Source organism: Candidatus Babeliales bacterium, from assembly GCA_035944115.1.
Lineage (GTDB): Bacteria > Babelota > Babeliae > Babelales > Vermiphilaceae > DASZBJ01.
On record DASZBJ010000049.1, the window covers coordinates 1 to 18,195 of the forward strand.

Genomic DNA, 18,195 nt, shown 5'->3' on the forward strand with positions numbered 1-18,195 from the left:
TTAATAGAATGTTGCTTCGGAAAAATGAAACATTTTAGACGGGTTTTTTCACGTTTTGATAAATCAAAGCGCAATTTCCTGTCTTTTCTTGCATTTGTGGGAGCATGTTTATGGTTACGATAAAAACTCAACAGAACCTAGAAGAGCCAGGCAGAAGGGCATATCGGTTAGTGCAGGATAATGATTGCGGATTTCAAGCAGTCCTAGCTAATGGTCGAGTCCCAGCTAATGGTCGTGTATATGATGTTGGGCCGGGACTCAATATGGGTAACATAGACCCTGATGCACGGGTATTTGCAATGAGCCCAGATAAACAATATTTGGCTTTTGCAGCAGGAGATGTGGTTGGGGGGCGCTTCTCGAATATAGATGAGATACATGTGTGGGATCTTAAAACTGGTAACGAGATATACCATGATAAATTGCAAGATAATGCATCCGCACAAGATATAGAATCAATGCAGATTGATGGCTATGTATTGACCGCTGTGGTGGTAAGATGTCGTGTTCATTATCTAAGCCGGTGGGATTTGAGGACGGGTACACGTATGAGTTCTGAGCCTAACAATCAAGGTAGAAGATTAGGGGTCAGTGAGCTGCCACATGGTTATGGCGATATTATTACCAGTGTTGATGGGCTGTCTGAAGCACGATTGATTGAGCATTGTAACAAGGGGGGTCAAGGGGCTGAGATAGATATTCTAGAACACAACGATGTTCGGCGGCACCGTTTTTACTTTAAAGATAGAAACTTTTTTCCTGCAGATATGGACATATCGGGAGGTATGGTGTCTGAAGATATATATGTTAGCCCTGACGGTAGTTTGGTTGTGACGAATGCATGGGCAAAAACGGCTGAAGAAAAAGACAGTAAGTCTTGTTATCTTTGGAGGCCAGTAGCAAAGCTCTCAATTAAATCGAATACAGCATGTGATGTGCAGGTGTGTGATAGTAGTTCATGTGAATCAGGACAGTTTTGTGAAAATCAGGCAAAGATAGATGGATGGCAAATGATTACCACTGCAATCGATGTTGCTGCGTTTCCACGTCCGACAATTGATAGAATGCTAGAGGTATTTGATCAGTTGGAGCTGAGTCGGGATGATGAGGTTGAGTGCATTGCAGATAAAGGCGAGAGAGAGGAATGTCTTGCTGGAATCAGAAGCCAGCAAGAAAGGTATTTTGATCAAATCAAAAAACTATTTAATAAAGGAATTGAACAGGCACAGTATGGTGAGGACATGTCTTGGCAACAAAACTTAGGAATATAAATTTTAGAAATTTTTTGATGATAGATGTTTAATAATTAATTTCACGTTACTAAAAGGACTCACTCTATGAATGTACGCTTGGTATATAGCATGAATATTTTCATAACGCTCGCAGCTTTTTCTGTTTTACCTACTTTACAAGGAGCGGCAAGCGATGACACTACAAGAACACCACGGCAAGTGTTATGGAAAGATTTGATTAAGGCATCTAATACACATATGAAGTTGCAAAAAAATTTGGAACCAAATGACAACATGCGAGCATCATCAGAAGGTGATGAAGATCATATTGAAGATCGTGCTATCAGTGAAAATGGCCGCTTCACGGTATTAGGAAGCTTTAAAAAGAATGTGCCGGGTAGTTATATAAGGCTAGTTGACGGTAATCACGCAGGGGATGGAGCGCTGTATTATATAGGGCACGATAGCATATGCGAAGCCATCGATCATTTGGCGGTAAGTTCAGATGGCACTCTTATAGCTGCAGTAGAAAATTATTCTCGACAAAATGTAAGTAGTGTATGCGCCTGGTATAGAGCGGGGGGCAATACACCGTTGATTCGCTTACCGTTACCGGAGGCTGTATTGAATAATGCTCATACAACATCGCTTGCCATTCATACAAGTGATGAGGGCTGCTTTTTGGTAGCAAGGCAAAACTGTCATAAGTACGTTATATGGAGTTTGAATGATTTCGATCAATGCCCTCAAACGATTGAGTTAGAAGGTGATGGATCAATCATCAATCCATAATAAGCACATATCAATAGATGTAGTCGCGTCTGTTATGGACGCGACTATAAATTTAACGGGCATTTTGCCCGTTTTTTTGTATACTAAAATCTTCATTATTTAAACAACTGATCAACATGCAAGAAAATGAACGATATAGAAAAATCATCCTTAACACCGTTAATGCAACAATTTTATGAAATCAAGCGAGAGCATGCAGATACAATCTTGTTGTTCCAAGTCGGTGATTTTTATGAACTGTTTTTTGAGGATGCGCAGCGGGCATCTGCATTTTTAGGTATCACGCTTACACAACGCGGCGCAATTAATGGTGTGCCCATTCCGTTGTGCGGGGTGCCCATTCATGCAATCGATCATTATCTTGCAAAGCTCGTGCGTGGCGGATTTAAGGTTGCGTTGTGCGATCAGTTAGAAAATCCTCAAGCCGGAAAAATCGTTGCGCGTGGAGTGACGCGTGTTTTAACGCCAGGAACATTAACCGACGCGCAGCTTCTTGATGAGCGTTCCGCTTCATATATCTTTGCATTCGTACCATTGCAAGATGCATGGGGGTTATTGTTTGGAGAGTTGTTGACTGCGCAGTTAATGGCAACGGTATTGCCGATTAATGCAGAAAAAAAATTAGAATCAGAGCTAACGAGATTTTTTCCTGATGAAATCTTGTTGTCCAATACAAAGACAGTAAAACCCTTTGAATCCTATTTTAAGCGGCTTGGATATTTTACGACAAAAGTTGATGAAGTAAGTCAATACGATGATACCTATGCAGCATGGTTGCAGCGGTTTAGCGGCCAAACGCAAACAATCGTACGTCAACATCCATCGGTTAATGAGTCGATGCAGATGTTTTACCGGTATATGTGTAAAACAAATATGCATGCGGCGCATCAAGTGATGAACTTTTCTTGGTATGAGCCGGAAGATTTTTTACTCCTTGATGGTGCAACACAACGTAATTTAGAGTTGGTTAAAAATAATCAGGATGGCAGTCGCGCCCACACGCTATTTTCCGTACTCGATGGTGCGGTTACGCCAATGGGATCGCGCACTATTAAAAAATGGATTATGCGTCCGCTTATTAGTAAGCATACGATACTCCAGCGGCAAGAGGTGGTGGCACAATACATGAATTCAATTGTGTTGATGCAGCAACTAAAAGAATTGTTGCAACAAGTGGGAGACATTGAGCGGCTGGTAGGGCGTATAGCGCTGTATCGTGCTACGCACACCGATTATTGTACGCTTGCACGCCTGCTGGTGGTGATCCCTGCTATTGCCCAATTACTTGCTGCATATGCATCTGTTTCATTACTAAAAACTATCGCTCATGCGTTAGCGGATTTTTCATCATTACATGATCTTTTATATCGTGCCATTAATACCGATACCACAACGGAATGGATTATTAAACAGGGATTTGATACACAATTGGATCAGATTCGTAATTTGGTAGAACATGGGCAGCACAAGATTATTGCGCTTGAAAGAGCCGAACAACAGAAAACAGGTATTAATTCTTTAAAAATTCGATACACGCAAGCACATGGATATTATATAGAGGTTACTAAAACCCATTTAGATGCAGTTCCTGCCGAATATATTCGTCGACAAACGTTGGTCGGTAGAGAGCGCTTTGTGACCGATGAGCTGCAAAAACTGCAGTATGATATTGAACGTGCACAAATAGAGATAGAAAGTCGTGAGCGAGATTTATTTGAAGCAGTCAAGCGTGAAGTAGCACAACACATTGCTTCGTTACGCAAGGCAGCACATGCACTTGCACATGTAGATGCACTGCTTGGATTTGCCCGTGTGGCGTATGATAATAACTATGTGCGACCAACATATGTGGACAATCAAGATCTGTATATTGTCGCAGGGCGCCATCCGGTGGTAGAGCAAACTATTGCATCACATTTCATTGCTAATGATATAGCGCTTACTGATGCGCAATCATTGTTGATTATTACTGGGCCGAATATGGGCGGTAAATCAACCTATTTACGCCAGGTTGCATTGATTGCAATCATGGCGCATTGTGGCTCATTCGTTCCTGCACAGTCTGCACACATACCGATACTCGATCGGGTGTTTACACGAATTGGCGCGGGAGATAATGTAGCAGAAGGAAAAAGTACTTTTTTAGTAGAAATGGAAGAGACGGCAACTATCTGTATGCAGGCAACGAAAAATAGCTTGATTATTTTGGATGAGGTTGGACGTGGAACAAGTACCTTTGATGGTCTTGCTATCGCACAGGCGGTGGTCGAATATATTTACACGCAGATTCAAGCGCGTTGTTTGTTTGCTACTCATTATCATGAATTAACCGCATTGGCAGACAATTATCCTGGCATTGTCAGCTATCACGCAGCGAGTAAAAAAACTGCCACGGGTATCATTCTTTTGCATAAAATCATCAAAGGGGTAGCAGATGGAAGTTTTGGCATCGAAGTAGCGCGGCTTGCAGACCTTCCCCAATCGATTATTGATAGGGCAGAGATTTTGGTAACGGAGTTTTCTCACGTGCAATTGCCGAGTATGATTCCTGCACGCATAGATCGTGCCGAGAAAGACGCTGACACGATAAAAGAAGCTCAGGATCTACAGAGTCAGCTGCTCCTCATGCAAAATCGATTGAATCATCAGGAGCAACTACTTACCCTGTTACAGGCAATTGATTATGACAATGTATCGCCAAAACAAGCGCTTGATATATTGTGGCAGCTGAAAAGCCTCAACAGTTGATGTATTATCCTTCTCTATAGGGATGGTGACTGCGATGCCTACGATGGTTGCGGGTTTTGGCAGAGCGGTGGGCAGATTGTTGTAATAAGGATAATCCCTTCTTTTGGAGCGTATTGCTCCGTAGCGCAGCCGCAGCATTAAAGCATAATTGCATAGCTCGTTGGGTTCCGCCTGTTGCTATGAGTTGATCTACTTTATTCAGTGCAGCTTTTCTTCCTGCGGCGATCGTAAAGCCATCAGATTTTTTTGGATCACTATCTTTGGTTTTATCGGCAAGCAAGATGTGCAAGTTTTTTGCTGTATGATGGGCATGTTTTTTTAATGTGCTCAGTTCGTTTTTTAGCAGCTTTCGTGCATGAGAATCTTGAGGAGATATAGATTTTTTCATACTATTTATAATGTTTAATTTATAAGCTAATTTATAATCCATTCCTCGTTCCCATTGTGCGATAGTTTCAAGTTGTTTTAACGATAAGCTTGCTCTAAATTTATAATCATCATATGGTTTACGGTCAGCCACAGTAACGGGTGCGTTACTGTCAACACTAATTTCATATGCGCCATAGCATGCAGCAGTTAGAGCACTGAACATGCACATAAAAAGCATAGATTTTTGCTTTAACAATTTCATAATGTAATACCTTTCTGTTTTATGTGATTAGTATGGATTCTGCTTTGTTCTTCGTTGTAATCGTTTTTCTTGAGTGCTGGAAAGAATGTGGGCGGAAGGGGTATCTATCATAGAGCGATACGTATTGAGCAGTTGGTGTGCGTAATGGGTAAATTTGGCATCGTTGAGTTCTTGTCCCGCTTGGAAACAAAGGCTGATTGCATGTTGATGATAAGATGCTGCTAAAAGTGTATCGATTGTTTGGTATACAGTATCAGCGCCAAGAAGGATGGTATAATGGAAGGCTTTTGAAAAATCCTGTTTGCGCGCATGTTCTTTTGAAAGGCAAGTATATCTGAGAGAAAGATGTTTTTCAAAAATTGTTTGTGCTATTTTATACGATTCGTCTCGCAACCCTTCAAGTTTTTCTCTTTGTGGATCTTTTTTTGGCATAGCATTTACTTGTAGGCTAAGTTTTTCAGCCATGCTTTTTTCCCAAGACTGTATTTTTTGTAGTTTTGTGACGGGAAATCTACTGAAATTAGTGAGCCGTGCTCGCTCCGCGAGAGAAAGATTATGAGGATTATTGTCTGCAGCATGGCAAAAATTTTGCATTACAAGAGATAATACAAAGAAGCTATGGAAAGCTGGTGTTGCTAATAATTTCACTTTAATACTTCCGGTTATGGTTGCACGGGGAAAGGTTGCGTTATATCCATGATACATTTAGTTATTTTTGAGTTTCTGTTGTTGTTGAATTAGCAGGTTGTGTCCCATTTGTACAAGTGGATTGGGGCCTCCTACATATACCGCTCCCACTATTTCATTTCCCATTCCTACAAGACTAGGGAGTATGTTATAAGCGTTCTCTAGAGGTTTTATCGCTGGTTTTTTAGCCGGTGCGCCTTGAGATGATCCATTATTATTTTGATTACGCGATGCTATTTTCGGTGGTACATATCTTTGTGATCTTCCGGTTATCACATGCGCACCGCCAGCGCTTTGTGCAAGTTGTTGTTTTTTGTTCATCGCATAACAAGGAGTAAATGCGCAGGCCAGAAGGGCTAAGGCGGTACATAAAGATGATGTTACGTATTTTTTCATATATTTTCCTGTGTTGTAGTGTTTTATACTGATTTTTTTCGTAAGAGGCGGCGTGCTTGTTTTTGTTCTAGCAGTTCGTCGGTTTGAGCTCGGCCGAGCATTGGGTAACGGGGAACGTAGTTCTTTTTAATTGCATTCATATATAAGGCTTGAAGTTCTTTTCCTCGGTTAATGAAATCAGCATCTTTAAAGTATTGTCCTGCTAGAAAGCATAATTGTATGGCATGTACTTTGTGGCGAGGATCCGCGTAGAGTTGTCCGATACTCTTGGATACATAATGAGACCCTAAAGCCCTGATGTATAAACTGGCCTCCTGTATATTGTTTTCGTAGATATAACGATTAGCGATTGTCTCATATATCTTTCTTCCGCTGATAGTTGCTTTATTGGACAAATGCATTAACTGCCGATAGTGTTCCTCGGGCGGTAGGTGGCTATGTGGTTTCACAGAAGGGCAGTGAGGAATGTTATCAGGAGATATATTATAAATTTTGCGAGCAAGAGCTTCTGCTTGTTTGTCTAGACTTTCTGCCATGCAAAACTCCCATTCTGCTATATTTTTTAATGCTTCAGTGGGAAAAGTGGAATAATCAGTTACTGCAGCCAATGTTTCTCGTGAATAGCATGATGTGGTGGGGTTTTCCCTGAAAAATGCTATTTTTGCGGACAGTTTTTTTGGGATATTAGATGGGATGCCATATTCGTCTTGCATCCCATAGCAGGGGCTAAAAATGGGGGTTGAAATCAAAAGTGATACAAATAGTGATGAGCGCTTGATTCTTTTCATACCGTTATTCCTTAAGGATTGTTTATGCTTTTGTCTCAATTGTAAATATTTTATCATGTTTTTTTAAATATAACATGAATTGTTTCATATAGAAACCCATCACGGCTAATGATAGCGGCCGACTTTGATATTTTAAGGCGTAAAATACTATTATTCTGGACTTCATTTTCTTGTTTGATACAATTGTAGAGTAAGATATTTGATACAGACGTGCATTGTTTGTATTTATTGGTTTTTCGATGAACTTTACAGGACTATATTATGGAAACGATGAGAAAAGAGAACAAGCCTGAATTCAGTAAGTATGCCATTTTCCAGAACGGGAGCAAGCAGTACCAGGCTATAGAAGGTAAAACAGTAGCTATTGAAAAGATTGAAGGGGAAGCAGGAGCGATTATAGAATTCGCGGAAGTGCTTTTCAGAAAAGATATGGATGGTTCGTTTCATGTAGGAACCCCATTTTTAACCGGAGCTATCAAAGCTTCTATTGTTAAGCAGATGAAAGGTCCCAAAGTTATTGTTTTCAAATTCAAACGCCGTAAAAAGGTGCGTGTAAAACGTGGACACCGTCAATTGATCACGGTTATCCGTATTGAATCGATTTAAGATTTAATTGTAGAAATATAAAACTGGCCGCTTTGTAAGAGATTACAAAGCGGCCAGTTTGTTTTTTATGATATCGGTATTAATCAGAATACGCGGTTGCAGGCTAAATAGTTACGGCGTGCAACTTGCTTATTATACTCTACTATACCCCTGTACGTACCGAGCAGTGCTTGTCCCGCAGATGCACATTGAATTCCTCGCATAAGGATTGGGCTTTGGTTGGATTTCTTCACTTTTTCATATGCTTTTGTAGCGGCTACGCAAAGGATGCCTGCAATGGGATTGTATAGTGAGCGTGAAAAAAATATGTTTTTAATGCGCGATGGCTCTGGAAAGTAATGCCAGTCCATGGTGTTTTTGCATTTTTCAGCGAGTTCTTTGCTTTGTTCGCAAAGATTAAAAAGTGCCGAAGTGCTATCGTTAGGATAATCCCATCCGCATTCGGGCATGTCTTGCGATGTTGTTAAAGTAGTTAAAACTCTGTTGATTTTGTGTACGTGATCTCGTTGTTTATCTAGGCATGCGGCATAACACTCTTGGCGTCTTGACGGATCATTTGGCAGATAGTATTGAAACTCAAAAGTATCGAAAGCATTTTTTAGCGCCTTAATGGCAGGTGTAAACTCTTGCGCAGTCCTTAGCCGCGCGTCAGCTGGTAATGTGTCTAATCTGGTAAACGCGTCAGAATTATTGGCAAGTGTACTTTTAATATCACCCATCAATCCGTGCTGAAGAGTTAGCAGACAGTGTACATGATCGCTGTCGCATTGGGAAATTTCTTTGCCATCTTCCATAATTTTCGCATCACAGCTGCGGCTGAAGTTATTAGCTACTTCTTTCAAATTCCTTGCTTGCAATCCAGCCCAATGGGCTTGCGCAGATTGGAATTCGGCGCGTTGGGCGTGTGCATCGGCACCAAGACATGTCTTTGAGCCTATAAAAATGCCAGCTAAGGCTAAAAAAGTTAATTTTGTGATTTTCATACATATCTCCTCATTTTTGAATTGTTTTATATTCTATAAGGATAGTATACGGTTTTCTATTTGAATGATCAAAGAGAGCGTGGTTGAAGGGGGAAATAGGGTTATCTTGATAAACAGTTATTCGTATTGAATCGATTTAAAATTGATATAGCTTAAACCATTAAATCGTACACATTGTTCCTAATGTTTGAACGGCAGCCTCATAAAAATCATTTATTACTTCGGCAGCAGTTTTGATTGCGTGTTTTACAGAGTGCCAATGATGTTCTATTGGATTAAAGTCTGGTGAATATGGGGGCAAAAAGATCACCCTGCAATTTACAGCCTCAATAAGCTGAATAACTTTTTTTGATTTATGAAAACTGGCATTGTCTATTATAAGGACCATACCAGGTTTTAATGCGGGAGCTAAAATACGCTCTACGTAAGTCTCATAAACAGAGGCATTTGAATATCCTTCAAATATAAATGGTGCAAATAAGATATTCAAATTAAGTGCAGCAGTTATATTATATCGCGTTTTACGCTCTGCTCTTTTTACTGCATGACAACGCTCTCCCTTTGGAGACCAGCCGGTACGTGGAACTTCGTTGTCATCAATTCCCGTTTCGTCAGAATAAACAATCAGAGCAGGATCGATATCCCTTATTTCTTCTAAGAATAATTCTCGCTTTTGTTGATTTGCTTCGGCATATTTAAACGTTTTTTTTTGATGTATAACCAATCTTTTTAAGAGCGCGCTGCATAACGCTTTGGGATACTTTTACACCCGTCAACTTTTCCCATGCAAGCATAAATTTAGGAAGAGAACAGTTTTGATTATTTTTTACAAATTTTGTGAATGCTTCAAGGTCTGTAATTTTATGACTATGACCTTTTTGATAACCCGTTTTGGGCTCCAGGCTATTTGTCTCTTTTTGTAAATCAATCCAATTATAAATAACCTTTCTTGATAACTGAAATACTTTTGCAGCAGTTTCTACAGGCATTTTTTCATTAATTGCTGCTATTACCCGCTTTCTCAAATCAACACTATATGGCATGTTTTCTCCTTTGGTTTGAGATAGACTACCATATTTGTGTAGAACTAAAAGGAAGAAGCTATATATAAAGAACAAAAAAGGGTCGCTTTATACAAAGCGGCCCTTTTATAAACTCCTGATGGTTTTTTGTCGTGCATCACTTTTTATTAATGAGCTGCTTCAGCAAAGGAGACATTGAACGCTCATATTTGGCTCGACGCTTTTCGTATACCTTAGCCCACCGGTGGCATTCTTGTAGATTATGCAGCATGCTTACGGTGCAGTGCGCAGCGGACACCCATTTTAAAAAGCTGCCAACGGTTGTTTTTCGTTGTCGTTCTACAAGCGTCATCAGAGTATATACAGCCGCTCCGATTCCTGGATGAGTATACACAGTACCTTTTATATATGATGGGCGAGCTATAGTATTGATAATAATCACCGGTAAAGGTCCTTGTGGTATTACAGTAGGAAATAAGACCTTTGAAAATGGAACTTTTTGATTGAGCACCTTTTTCCAGCATTCTGTGGCAACGATTACACTTTCGTTATGTACCTCTACATCGGAAGAGCTTGTTGTCAGACCTGAACTGTCTGTATCATCGATGATGGCCCGTGCATGCGCTACTTGGTCTGCAAGACATTCTCTATAGCATGACCAGCGCGGATTTTTTAAGTCAGTGATTTCGTTGTGTTCTTTCTCAAAGAAGGAGCCAATTTCACGTAATCTATCTTGGGACTGGTTTGCCATTCGAGCAAAAGCTATTTGAGTGCTTATGAAGGATTCCAGACGTATCTTTTTTAAGTTCTCTTGTAATGTTACATTTAAGTATTTCCGCGCCTCTGTTAATGGTGCTTTTTGATCTGTATCAGCAGCAGAGTGCAATGATGCATGGGAAGAAAGTATTAGGGCAGGTATGGTGAAAAGAAGTAATTGTGCGTATTTCATGTCGTAGATATCCTTTAAAAGAATTTTGTATGCAGAAAGAAGAAAGGCAGTTTTTTATGTATTGCTTATAATCGTGCCATTTTTTCTAGATCTTTATTGTTACCAGACAGCAGTAAGATATCATCTTTTTGGACTTGATATTCTGGGCTTACCGATACAATTTCTTCTGCTAGTTTTACCGCAATGCAATGCACTTGATATGTCTTATACAGTGCTAGTTTTTGTATGGTTTTACCCACAAATGCATCGGGTGCCTTTATTTGGCTTATTGAAAATCGATTATTAAGTTGCAGGAGCTCGGTAAATGGATGACTTAGGGTTCCCGCAAGTCTGATGCCAATTTCTCGCTCAGGAAGCACCACTTCGTCTGCACCGGTAAGATATAAAATTTCTCGATGAATGTCGTTAATAGCACGTGCGATTACATGTTTAATGTGCAATCTCTTTTTAAGAAGCGCGGTGATTAAAATGGTTTGTGCAAAATCCTCTCCAGTTGCCACTACGACGGTGTCCATTTCTTGTACGCCAATGTTGGTGAGCGATGTTTCATCAATAACGCGCATACAAATAGCGTGAGTGACCAAATCTCTGATGGAAGCGATAATAGTTTCGCTGCTATCGATTGCAAGCACTTCCATGCCATTTTCAGCAAGTCCGGTTGCAACTTGGTAGCCGAAACGGCCTAGTCCGATTATACAAAATTTCATAGTATTCCTATAGCTAGTATCATTTTATGTTAATATTACACGTTCTTTCGGATAAGAAAACTCGGTGACATCATGGGTGCGTTTGAGTGTAAATGATCGCAGCGCTAAGACTAACGTGAGTGATCCGATACGTCCTATTAACATACTGATAGTGATAATTACTTTTCCTAATGTACTGAGAGAAGCGGTGATACCGGTTGAAAGCCCAAGAGTGGTAAAGGCCGATATTGTTTCGAAAAAGAGGGGGAAGAAATTATGATGAGATTCAATGATCAGCAGGCAGAAAATAGTCAGGGTAATCCAAATGAGGCTCAGTGATACAATTGCAAATGCCTTATTTACTTGATCTTTTTCAATTGATCGCTCTTTAATTTCTACTGCATTGCGTTCGGATATTGCAGATTTTATGGTGGCAAAGAATATCGCAAGTGTGGTGAGTTTGATACCACTTCCAGTTGATACAGGAGATGAGCCGATGAATGCAGTAATGAGTGCAAGAAAGAGCGTTGCGTTGTGAAAGCTATGAATGTCAACGGTTAAAAACCCAGTGCCACGGAATGATACCGCATAAAAAAATGAATTAAGAAGTGCTTGCGGTAATGACATGTGCGCGAATGAATGCGAATATTCAAGGGCAAAAATTATGATGGTGGATAGTGCGATAAAAAGACCTGTCGCATAGAGTACAATTTTACTGCTCAATGAAAAGTGATATTTCTTTTTTCTTCGAATAGATCGAATATACAGAAGGATTTCTTTCCAGGTGATAAATCCGAGCCCACCGGATAGTATTAAGATAGTCGTGGTTACAATCATGATAGGACTTGCGATATCGAGTAATCGATTTTTATCAATGAGGCTGATGCCGCCATTGCAAAACGAGCTAATTGCATGGAACGCAGATAAAAAAAGCGCGTCATAGTGTGGATAATGATCATACAATACCCAATATATAACGCCGGTGCCGATGAGTTCAAAAAATAGGGTGATGCCAAGAATAAACAAAATTAATCGTTTAATATTATGCCACGATTCAAGTTCAAATATTTTCCCTGCCATAAGTTGAGTGGCAAAGCCGAAATTCATAAACAATGACATCAAAGACATAGTTAATGTTACCAATCCAAGCCCACCAATTTGAATGAGTATGAGAATGATTGCCTTGCCAAAAGGAGTAAAGCTGCTCAGTGGTACGGTGGTCAGTCCGGTTACACAGGTCATTGAAGTTGCCGTGAATAAGAGATCGATGTAAGAAATGGGATGCTCCTGGGACCAGGGCAATGCAAGGAGGGCAGTGCCTATAAAAATGGTTCCGACGACGGATAAGAAAATAATTAAGGGGGGCGAAAGATGCATTCTTTTTTTACTACTCATTAATTATATTCCTTACAATTGAATAAAAATGCTGCAACAAGATATATAGTTTTCATGATGATAGGCAGATCTGACACTGCTTCTATTGCAGTAGTGTATGCAAATGCACCATAGGCGTAAAGATTTGTGCATAGACAGCTACGTAATACAAGCAGAATAGCGGGTTATTGTATTAAATAAGTTCTCGTTTAATGTAATCGAGGACGCTATCGATACTGATCCGTTTTTGCTCAGTGGTGTCACGAGATCGCACCGTGATTGTTTGTGTTTCTTCGCTTTCAAAATCGTACGTAAAGCACAATGGTGTTCCGATTTCATCATACCGGCGATATCGTTTTCCAATCGATGCTGATTCATCAAATTGTACGGCGATGCCCGATTTTTTTACGTCGATAAACAGTCGTTCCATCTGGCCGGATTGTTTTTTAACCAGTGGTAAAAAGGCTGCTTTTATTGGTGCAATGGTAGGAGATAATTTAAGCAGTATCCGCGTTTCTCCATCAACTACATCTTCTGTATAAGCATCAAATAATGTGGTTAAGAAAAGGCGATCAACGCCAACAGAGCATTCAACTACCGTCGGAGTATATGATGTTTTAGTTTCATCATCAAACAAGGAAAGGTCTTTTCCTGAATGGGTGCTATGTTGCGTCAGATCAAAGGTACCCCGATGTGCGATGCCTTCTAACTCTTTCCAGCCGAAAGGAAATTCATATTCTACATCAACGCATTGAGTTGAATAATGGGCTAGTTCATCTGAGGCATGAGGACGTAATCTAATCTTTTCTGGTGTTATTCCGATTTTTTTATAAAAATTAAGACGTTCTTGGCTCCACATTTTAAAATCAGCAAGGGCATTTTCCCCTTTGCAGAACCATTCAAGTTCCATCTGTTCAAATTCGCGCATTCGGAACAAAAATTGCTTTGGCGTAATTTCATTACGGAATGCTTTACCAATTTGTGCAATACCAAATGGTATTTTTACTCGAGTCGAAGAAAATACGTTTTTAAAGTTAACAAATACCGATTGTGCTGTTTCTGGGCGTAAATACGCAATAGAACCTTCAGCGGCTGCGGCACCGATATCGGTTTTAAACATCATGTTAAATTGACGAACTTCGGTCCACGATTTGATACCACAATGGGGGCATGGCTTATTAAGATCGATGCTGCCATCGTCAGTGCGGTACCGTTTTTTACAGTTAAGGCAATCAACCATGGGGTCATTAAAGTTTTGTACATGCCCCGATGCTTGCCATACCTGTTGAGATCCTAAAATGGATCCATCAAGAAATACTATAGAGTGTGGACTTTGTGTGAGCGATTGTTTCCATGCGGCACGAATATTATCTTTCATGAGTGTGCCAAGAGGGCCGTAATCGTATACTCCGTTGAGCCCTCCGTAAATTTCAGCAGCTTGATATACAAAACCACGGCGCTTACAGAGCGCGACGATTTTTTCTAAAGTAACTGGAGAAGTAGTGGGGGTATTCATAGAGTTGTTTCCTATAGTATGTTATACAATCATCACTCAGTATAAGAAGTATAAGAATATAGAGTAATCAATTATGAATCAAATAATTGAGAATGCCTGAAGGGGGGCGCATGGTTATTTAACGCGAGTAACCGCCTTTGATCACTATTATGTCGCGTCCAGGTTGGACGCACGAATTCTGGATTATTACATTCCGCTTATGGCTCCATTCATAATGACAGTAGGCAATCTCCTATGTCTTATAGTTAGGGGCAATAGTATGGGATAGTTTCGTGGAAAGGGGCTTATTCGAAATATAAAACAATGTAGTATAGATACATATTTCTAGCACGGTTGGCGTTCTCTTGCAGTCATGGTGAGAGAGCCTTGGCGAACGTCACCATCCAGAAATAAATGCGTCCAATCTGGACGCGACTTTTTAACTGCAGTATAAAGTAATTGGATAGAAAATGAGCTTTGTGTTTTATCCAATTTTTACATCCATAATTACTGGTAAATGATCACTTGCAGCGCTAAAGTAGATATAACAGCCATCAATAGGAAGATTCCATGATTTGCAGCAGAATATAAAATCAACAATTGTCCCGGTCCAAACCGTATAATAGGGGCCATTAATACCAGCTTTTGTAAAACAGTCTTTAAATCCATTTTTTTCAATGTACTGAAGGGCTTCGGTTGGTATTTTGTTGAGTCCTTTTTGTTTTCCTGCTCTTTGTAAAAATTCTGTTGTGTGGATCTTCCATACTGATGTATCTGCAACTTTGTATTGATAATCTTTTGGTCTTACGGCATTCCAATCGCCAGCTAATAGAATGTTTTTGGTCGTGTCTTTTTTCACAAATTCCATAAGCTCCGCTGCTTCTTGCAGGCGTATTGCGCCTGTTTCATCCCGCACATTCAGGTGGGTGCCATAGATTGATAGAGTATTGGTATCGGGGAGTTGTATTATTACATTAATAAAATTTCGTTTTTCTTCTTTGTCTTTACTTGATTCATATATATGTTGAAATGGTGGTCTCATAAGCGGATATTTTGAAAGGATCATATTGCCAAAACGATTTTTTCCTATTTGATCCATGGGCATAAACGGTTGATACACATATCCCATTGTCCTCAATTCTTCTTCAATTTTTTTGTTCTCAAATAATTCAACCTCTTGCAGGAGTAGAATGTCAGCGTTTATGGTTTTAATTGTTTTAATAATTTCTTCATAGTTTGTTTTTTTGAACGGATCCGTCCAGAAATGGACGTTGTAGGTGGCAATACGCGCAATGGCCGCAGTCTTTTCAGGAATAAATGCGTTGTGAACCTCATCTCGTGCACAATCTTGGATGAATGAGTCTATAATAGTTTCATCATTTAATAATCCCTGCAGTTTAGCATACGCTTGCCATATCGTTGCTGGTTCAAGCGGGTGCAATTTTTTGGTAAATTGTTTTCTTTTGAGCCGTGCTCCCGATTCTATCTCTTCGTGAGCTACGCGTGCAGCTTGCTGTGTAACCGCTTGCGCTCTATCTCTGACACTTACCTCAGCAGCTTCTTTTGTTTCTTCGTGCATTTCTTCTTCGAGCGCGGGATTTTTGTGTGCATTTGCAGCTTTAAAGGCATCAAAGAATGATTTTTGCCGAGCGGGGTCGCTTTTGCCATAGTGTGTCAAAAGTGTGCGGAATTCTTCACTGTCAATACTTATTGGTTTGTTATCGCTCCCTATTTGCCTAGCAAGCCATTCACCAAAGACGGTATCAGCAATCATTTTCACGTGATTTTTTAAATCAATTATTTTTTGCTTGGAGAGGTCTGTATATAGATTGAATGTGATACCACTTTCGGGATTGAGCGTATAAAGGGCATTGGTGAGTATTCTTACTTGCAAAGCATCATCAATGTCAATTTGTTCTTGTCTATACTTATCTATGATCGTTGAAATGCAGGTATGGCGGCCTAATTTAGGTTCCAACGTAGGAGTTGTACTTATTGCCGATGGATCCCAGCAGGATTCCTCTACTATGTTTTGCCAGGGAATACAATAACCAGAGGTGGAAAGCGTTACTACATTATCTACAATATGCTGAGGAATAATGATTTGTTGTAACGATGCGGCATCTTCTAAACTTTTACTCAGATGCAATAATGGCTCAATATAATTTTTATTGAAACCGTATGCATCAAAAATATGAGCAAATAGCTCGGATGGTTCAGCGCCGCCTTGTGCCTCAGCATTTTTTGCAAAATACTCCCACGTACAGCTTGACAGGTGACTGATGTTTCCAAATAATGGTATGTTGGCCGATAGTAAAATATTCTGAGGCTTATACACACTCCATGGTTGTGTGTTGAGGTACTCATTAATGGTTTGTTGTTGAGGTGCTTGTTCAAAAAAACGGGTAAAAATAAATGATTTCTTTGTTTTGATAAGCGGTCTAAGTAATTGATGCAGTTCATCCAAGAAGAATTCATATACTCTGTATTTGCCGGGCTCAGCACGATAAAAAACGTAGTTTCCCTGCTGATATGCAACACGCTCTTTTTCAATACATTCTTTTACAATCGGATCTTGCAATACGGGTTGCTTTGTTTCTTTATGTCGTTTGCTTTTATCATAGTATGCGTCTACTACCTCATGAAATTTTTGATAATGGATCTCGGTTGGTGTGAGTAATGCTTCTTGCGATATTTCAGCTGCAGCTGCATTGATTATGGCCTTTATTCCCTGCACATTTTGATTCAAAATATGCAGGAGCTTACTGTTGTTTTGTGCGTAATGAAAAGCATTAAACCCAGCCTTGTTTTTTACGCTGGGGTCTGCTCCTTGTTGTATTAAAAACTCGATCGTATCGTAATCATCGTTGATAATGCTGTCGGTTAATGGTGTTTCACCATAGGGAGTGTACTTATTAAAATCAGTTTTAAATCCACGTGCCTGTAAGGATTTGATCAGGCCACTGTGGTGATTATGGAGCGCCAGATCAAAAATTAGTTCTGCTTGTGCCGGTTCGATACGAGCATCGTGATCAAGCAATACCCTAATTGATTCCAAATGCTTTTCCGAGATTGCTTGCATTATTGGCGTTATGCCTTTTTTATTCTGAGTTTCAATACTCATGCCGCGCTTGAATAATTCTTCTATTAATGCTTGATCGCCTTTTTCCATTGCTTGATTGAAAAGAATGCTCATTGCTATATCATCGCATTTCGCTCCTTTTTGCAATAAAAGCGTTGCTATCTTTAGTGCATCATCGTAGATTGCGTAATCTAATGCCGTTAGGCCACTGTGGCTTTTTGCTTCAATATTGGCATTGTGATTCAACAGCAACTCTACCGCCGGCAGCTGATGCGATTGAATGGCATCGATTAACGGTGTTTGCCCAGCTTTGCCCTTACTTTCGATATTGGCATTGCCATCTTCTAGGAGCAGCTTGATAATTCGTATATTGCCTTTGCTACTTGCAAGACTTAATGGAGTTGCACCATACTGATTTTTCATTTCAACATCGGCTTGGTGCTTAATTAAAAACCAAACCAATCCAGGCTTGTTGCTGAGGATGGCTAAATAGAGTAAGGTTTGGCTAAAAGCGTCAGTGAAATTAACATCAACACCTTTTGCGACCCAATATGTAATGGAACGAATGAGGTCATCGTTTTCCAAATCGCCATGATATTGTTTAAAAGCATCGGTAATCCGCGGCGGCTCTATTGGATCAGGTTGCATTGCAAAACACGGTAATATCCCACAGAGCATAGTTACTATCACGAGTTGGATAATGGTTTTGTTGAGCTTCACTGAG

At 40.0% G+C, this 18,195-nt stretch carries 17 protein-coding genes; 5 read left to right on the top strand and 12 right to left on the bottom strand.

Features of this window, described 5'->3' with window-relative positions; all coding sequences use genetic code 11:
• The 4 genes from VGT41_05990 to mutS form a co-directional block, all read left to right on the top strand.
• Positions 1-123 (top strand): IS5/IS1182 family transposase (locus VGT41_05990; GenBank protein HEV2601812.1); only part of this gene is annotated, 123 nt, incomplete at its 5' end.
• The gene (locus VGT41_05995; protein ID HEV2601813.1) at positions 111-1,271 is read left to right on the top strand and encodes a hypothetical protein; all 1,161 of its coding nucleotides are present in this window, start codon (positions 111-113) and stop codon (positions 1,269-1,271) included. The genes VGT41_05990 and VGT41_05995, both read left to right, overlap by 13 nt.
• A gap of 66 nt (positions 1,272-1,337) precedes the next feature.
• A complete protein-coding gene (locus VGT41_06000) occupies positions 1,338-2,024 on the top strand; it encodes a hypothetical protein (protein HEV2601814.1) in 687 nt (228 codons plus the stop codon).
• A 126-nt stretch (positions 2,025-2,150) separates the two neighbouring features.
• Complete coding sequence (gene mutS, locus VGT41_06005; GenBank protein HEV2601815.1) at positions 2,151-4,772, top strand: DNA mismatch repair protein MutS; 2,622 nt, start codon at positions 2,151-2,153, stop codon at positions 4,770-4,772.
• Positions 4,773-4,776: 4 nt separating this feature from the next.
• On the opposite strand, the gene VGT41_06010 is transcribed toward mutS, so the two are convergent.
• From VGT41_06010 to VGT41_06025, 4 genes are read right to left on the bottom strand one after another with little or no spacing between them, the layout of a single operon-like run.
• The gene (locus tag VGT41_06010; protein ID HEV2601816.1) at positions 4,777-5,403 is read right to left on the bottom strand and encodes a hypothetical protein; all 627 of its coding nucleotides are present in this window, start codon (positions 5,401-5,403) and stop codon (positions 4,777-4,779) included.
• Positions 5,404-5,430: 27 nt separating this feature from the next.
• A complete protein-coding gene (locus VGT41_06015) occupies positions 5,431-6,108 on the bottom strand; it encodes a hypothetical protein (protein HEV2601817.1) in 678 nt (225 codons plus the stop codon).
• Positions 6,109-6,486, bottom strand: coding sequence for a hypothetical protein (locus VGT41_06020; protein HEV2601818.1), 378 nt, complete (start codon positions 6,484-6,486; stop codon positions 6,109-6,111).
• A 23-nt stretch (positions 6,487-6,509) separates the two neighbouring features.
• Positions 6,510-7,274, bottom strand: coding sequence for a hypothetical protein (locus tag VGT41_06025; GenBank protein ID HEV2601819.1), 765 nt, complete (start codon positions 7,272-7,274; stop codon positions 6,510-6,512).
• Between the two features lie 261 nt (positions 7,275-7,535).
• Here VGT41_06025 and rplU point away from each other — a divergent pair, with 261 nt between their 5' ends.
• Positions 7,536-7,880 (top strand): 50S ribosomal protein L21, encoded by a 345-nt coding sequence (rplU, locus tag VGT41_06030; protein ID HEV2601820.1) that lies wholly within the window; start codon positions 7,536-7,538, stop codon positions 7,878-7,880.
• Positions 7,881-7,963: 83 nt separating this feature from the next.
• On the opposite strand, the gene VGT41_06035 is transcribed toward rplU, so the two are convergent.
• The 8 genes from VGT41_06035 to VGT41_06070 form a co-directional block, all read right to left on the bottom strand.
• Positions 7,964-8,863 (bottom strand): hypothetical protein, encoded by a 900-nt coding sequence (locus VGT41_06035; protein ID HEV2601821.1) that lies wholly within the window; start codon positions 8,861-8,863, stop codon positions 7,964-7,966.
• Positions 8,864-9,023: 160 nt separating this feature from the next.
• Positions 9,024-9,587, bottom strand: coding sequence for an IS630 family transposase (locus VGT41_06040; protein HEV2601822.1), 564 nt, complete (start codon positions 9,585-9,587; stop codon positions 9,024-9,026).
• The gene (locus tag VGT41_06045) at positions 9,559-9,906 is read right to left on the bottom strand and encodes an IS630 transposase-related protein (protein HEV2601823.1); all 348 of its coding nucleotides are present in this window, start codon (positions 9,904-9,906) and stop codon (positions 9,559-9,561) included. Before VGT41_06045 ends, VGT41_06040 begins: the two co-directional genes overlap by 29 nt.
• Positions 9,907-10,042: 136 nt before the next feature.
• Positions 10,043-10,834 carry a hypothetical protein gene (locus VGT41_06050; GenBank protein HEV2601824.1) on the bottom strand — a complete coding sequence of 264 codons (792 nt, stop codon included), beginning with the start codon at positions 10,832-10,834 and terminating at the stop codon, positions 10,043-10,045.
• Positions 10,835-10,899: 65 nt separating this feature from the next.
• Positions 10,900-11,541, bottom strand: a complete 642-nt coding sequence (locus VGT41_06055) for a TrkA family potassium uptake protein (protein ID HEV2601825.1) — start codon at positions 11,539-11,541, stop codon at positions 10,900-10,902.
• A gap of 24 nt (positions 11,542-11,565) precedes the next feature.
• Positions 11,566-12,915, bottom strand: coding sequence for a potassium transporter TrkG (locus VGT41_06060; GenBank protein ID HEV2601826.1), 1,350 nt, complete (start codon positions 12,913-12,915; stop codon positions 11,566-11,568).
• Positions 12,916-13,087: 172 nt separating this feature from the next.
• Entirely contained in the window at positions 13,088-14,410 is a 1,323-nt protein-coding gene (locus VGT41_06065; protein HEV2601827.1) for a glycine--tRNA ligase, read from the bottom strand.
• Positions 14,411-14,873: 463 nt separating this feature from the next.
• Complete coding sequence (locus VGT41_06070) at positions 14,874-18,191, bottom strand: ankyrin repeat domain-containing protein (protein HEV2601828.1); 3,318 nt, start codon at positions 18,189-18,191, stop codon at positions 14,874-14,876.
• Positions 18,192-18,195: the final 4 nt, after the last annotated feature.

Coding starts and splice junctions, on each gene's coding strand:
- VGT41_06065 (HEV2601827.1), bottom strand. CDS start 14,410: ATGAATACCCCCACTACTTCTCCAGTTACTTTAGAAAAAATCGTCGCG.
- VGT41_06035 (HEV2601821.1), bottom strand. CDS start 8,863: ATGAAAATCACAAAATTAACTTTTTTAGCCTTAGCTGGCATTTTTATA.
- VGT41_06025 (HEV2601819.1), bottom strand. CDS start 7,274: ATGAAAAGAATCAAGCGCTCATCACTATTTGTATCACTTTTGATTTCA.
- VGT41_06020 (HEV2601818.1), bottom strand. CDS start 6,486: ATGAAAAAATACGTAACATCATCTTTATGTACCGCCTTAGCCCTTCTG.
- VGT41_06010 (HEV2601816.1), bottom strand. CDS start 5,403: ATGAAATTGTTAAAGCAAAAATCTATGCTTTTTATGTGCATGTTCAGT.
- VGT41_06060 (HEV2601826.1), bottom strand. CDS start 12,915: ATGAGTAGTAAAAAAAGAATGCATCTTTCGCCCCCCTTAATTATTTTC.
- mutS (HEV2601815.1), top strand. CDS start 2,151: ATGAACGATATAGAAAAATCATCCTTAACACCGTTAATGCAACAATTT.
- VGT41_06015 (HEV2601817.1), bottom strand. CDS start 6,108: ATGTATCATGGATATAACGCAACCTTTCCCCGTGCAACCATAACCGGA.
- VGT41_06000 (HEV2601814.1), top strand. CDS start 1,338: ATGAATGTACGCTTGGTATATAGCATGAATATTTTCATAACGCTCGCA.
- VGT41_06045 (HEV2601823.1), bottom strand. CDS start 9,906: ATGCCATATAGTGTTGATTTGAGAAAGCGGGTAATAGCAGCAATTAAT.
- rplU (HEV2601820.1), top strand. CDS start 7,536: ATGGAAACGATGAGAAAAGAGAACAAGCCTGAATTCAGTAAGTATGCC.
- VGT41_06055 (HEV2601825.1), bottom strand. CDS start 11,541: ATGAAATTTTGTATAATCGGACTAGGCCGTTTCGGCTACCAAGTTGCA.
- VGT41_06050 (HEV2601824.1), bottom strand. CDS start 10,834: ATGAAATACGCACAATTACTTCTTTTCACCATACCTGCCCTAATACTT.
- VGT41_05995 (HEV2601813.1), top strand. CDS start 111: ATGGTTACGATAAAAACTCAACAGAACCTAGAAGAGCCAGGCAGAAGG.